Consider the following 3,453-nt stretch of genomic DNA (forward strand, 5'->3'; position numbering starts at 1 on the left):
GATTGACACCCCCGAATCATACCAAGAGGGCTTTTTTTATTCAAGTCCCCGAAAAAACTTCTAACAGGAATGCTCCTATATTATTTTCATAACCTTGGATGTACAAACAAAAATAAGTAAAAACATAGGCTCTTAGACCTAATAAAAAAACAAAACGATTCAAAAGCCCCTTTTAAAATGTATTATTCTACATTATTATTCTGAATAGAAAGATAATTTTTGAAAAAATAAATGATTTAACGGGTGTAAGTAGAATACATATATATACTAAGATAATATGTTGGAGTGAGAAAATGTCGTACTTATTAGATGTTCAAAATATTACAAAGCGATATGGCAATAAAGTTGTTTTAAAAAATGTTACATTCAATGTTCCGTCAGGATCAATAGTTGGCTTTATTGGTGATAATGGTGCAGGTAAATCTACTACATTTAAAACAATACTAGGTCTAGTTTCTCAGGATTCAGGTAGAATTAAAATCTTTGGCAAAGAAAATATACATAAACAGCCTAAGATGAAGGAAAAAATTGGAGTTGTGTTCGATGCTATGAATTTACCGGCGCACCTAACAATCAAACAACTAAATAAAGTTTTTTTGAGAATATTTAATACTTGGAATCAAGATGATTTTTTCCGATTGGTTAATTCTTTTTCTCTCCCCGAAGATAAACAAATATATAAATTTTCTCGTGGGATGTCAATGAAACTTTCTATAGCTGTTGCACTGTCACATAATGCAAAACTACTATTACTAGATGAGGCAACAGGAGGGCTTGATCCCTCATCAAGAGAACAAGTCTTAGGTGAGTTAAAAAGCTTTGTGAGAGAGAGTAGTGGTGGGATATTACTTTCTTCTCATATTATGAGTGATATTGAGAAAATTGCTAGTCATATTGTTTTTATCAAAAATGGTGAAATTTTATTAAATGAGAGAAAGGACAAGATTCTTGAAAAATTTGCAATTGTTGATATCAAAAAGGAACGATTATCTTTACTAAATAGAAATATAGTTGTTGCAAAAAGGGACTATGGTTCTTATTCTAGAATACTTGTATCAAATAAAATGGAATTGCCAAAGGACCTTAGCTCTAAAAAGATTTCAATGGAAGAACTTAGTCTCTTACTAACTAACAGGGAGTGAAATTTAAGTGAAAGGTCTATTATTGACAAACTATTACCTAGTTTATCGAAGTATTTTTGCATATGTAGGTCTCGCATTATTGATTTCTGGTGTACTTTTATTTTTTGCAGGGCCTATGGTAAGTGGTGTGGCCGCTATGTTAATTATATTATTAATGACTTTGCCTTCACTTGAAGTTATAAAAATAGAGAGTAAGTCTGGTTATGATAAATATGTACTTACCTTACCGGTTAGTAGGTCTAATATTGTCCGAAGTCACTATATTTTTTACTTATCGGTTGTGATTATCGGAGCATTTCTTTCATATATTGTTATTTATACATATGATCTAATTTTTGAAACACAAATAAATGGCATAATTAATATTATTTCTTCTGGAATTTTCGTAGTTCTTTTAGCAGGTGCGCTTATATACCCGTTCCTCTATATCTTTGGTGCAGACAAATCTGATGCATTTGTACTTGGAGGAGGATTTGTAGGTCTATTTGTTTATTATGGAATCAAATTCTTAGTAGAAGATTTAATAGACAAATTACCGTTATCCATAGATTCGTCTTTATTAGTTCCGATTTTATTTATAGTACTTGGTATTACTGTATTTACTCTCTCATATTTAATTGCTGTAATTATTTATCGAAAGAAAGAATTTTAGACTATGTGATTAGTACATCAAGTAGGTAGAAGATTCATCTATAGTATAATTTCAGATTAATAAATTAATCTGTTATTTCTTGTTGTTAATAGAAAAGGAGGGAGACTATGAACGGAAATATGCTTTATCATCAATATATGAAACCAGGGTCAGAATACTTCAGTAAAATGAAGGTAATAGAAAGAGATACAGAATATGAACTAAAAGGAGTGCCTGATACATATACAATTATTTCAGAAGAAGACTCAGTTTGGAAACATTATCAAGTTAAGGGATTAATCCTTCCAGAGCAGGGTTGGAAAATCCACGTAACTGCAACTTTGGAAGAATCACAAAGTTTACTAGAGAGGGTTGCTCATATATGTATTGAACAAAAGGTAACGTTTAAACATCTTAAGGATAGAGATAGTTTTCTTCGAATGAATGCAAAGGACGCTAATCGTGCTTCTTCTGGGAAATTTATAACAATATATCCTATCAATAACAAACATTTTGTTGAATTGTTAGATATTATTTCAGACGCAACCAAGGATTTCAAAAAAGGACCGTATATTCTAAATGATAAGAGATGGAAAGATAGTAATGTATTCTATAGATATGGAGGATTTGAAGCTATATTAAATGAAAATGGAGAGCATTGTATTAGAGATTTGGAAGGAAATTTAATTAAAGATCAAAGAACTCCCTTTTATCATGTTCCAGATTTCGTAAAAGATTTTGATGATTATCTTAATTCTATAAATAAATACGTTGAAAAAGAAAAAATACAGGAAGGAAATTTAGAAAAATACGATATTGAAAATGCAATTAATTATAGTAACGCTGGTGGGGTATATTTAGCGACCAGGAAAAAGGACAAAATGAAAGTTATTATAAAGGAAGCTAGACCAAATGCTGGTTTAGATGGGGCGGCCCAAGATGCTATAGCAAGACAAAAAATTGAATATGAGGCATTAATAAAACTTAAAGATATACCTGGTGTTGTTGATTTGATTGACTATTTCCAAGAATGGGAACATTGCTTTTTAGTTGAAGAATACATTGAGGGACAAGACTTAAGACAATGGACTGCACAAAATTTCCCTTTTATTGGGACTAGGAATAATATTAAAATATATACAGAAAAAGTTAAAGACATACTATTACAACTTTTCACCTTAATAGATAATATACATAAAAATGGAGTAGCTATGAATGATTTGCAACCCGCAAATGTAATAGTAACAGATGATTTAACTGTTAGGTTAATAGATTTTGAAACTGCTAAGCCTGTATATTCTGAAGAAAGAACTGGTATGGCTACAATTGGGTTTGTTTCACGGGATATCAAAGTGAGTGGTGCAAGAGATTGGTTTGGACTAAAAAGATTAATTAAATATTTAGCACTTCCAGTTACCTCCTCAGAAGACTTGGATGGATATCTGCAGAATAATCACTTTAATTGGATGAGGGAAAATTACGAAGAGTCATTTTTTAACTTTATTGTAAAATTACAAAAGAAATGTGATATGAGGATAAAATCCTACCAAGAGTATACCCCTAGAGAAATTAATCTAAATAATCACTCAAGTAACTATAACATCTCCCTCTATAAACTTTAATTTTCTTCAAAATTCTCGCGTTTTCTTTAAATTTCGCTAACACATAATAGCTTCTTCA

General features: G+C 30.7%; 3 protein-coding genes. All 3 read left to right on the forward strand.

What is annotated here, in order from left to right; genetic code table 11:
• Positions 1–293: 293 nt before the first annotated feature.
• The 3 genes from AC0KTX_RS16505 (at position 294) to AC0KTX_RS16515 (ending at position 3,395) form a co-directional block, all read left to right on the forward strand.
• Positions 294–1,142: an ABC transporter ATP-binding protein gene (locus AC0KTX_RS16505; protein WP_066248045.1), complete on the forward strand. Its 849-nt coding sequence runs from the start codon at positions 294–296 to the stop codon at positions 1,140–1,142.
• A gap of 7 nt (positions 1,143–1,149) precedes the next feature.
• Positions 1,150–1,794, forward strand: a complete 645-nt coding sequence (locus AC0KTX_RS16510) for an ABC-2 transporter permease (RefSeq protein WP_066248048.1) — start codon at positions 1,150–1,152, stop codon at positions 1,792–1,794.
• A gap of 107 nt (positions 1,795–1,901) precedes the next feature.
• Entirely contained in the window at positions 1,902–3,395 is a 1,494-nt protein-coding gene (locus AC0KTX_RS16515; RefSeq protein ID WP_474253138.1) for a class III lanthionine synthetase LanKC N-terminal domain-containing protein, read from the forward strand.
• Positions 3,396–3,453: the final 58 nt, after the last annotated feature.

Source organism: Aeribacillus sp. JST-2 (assembly GCF_056032925.1).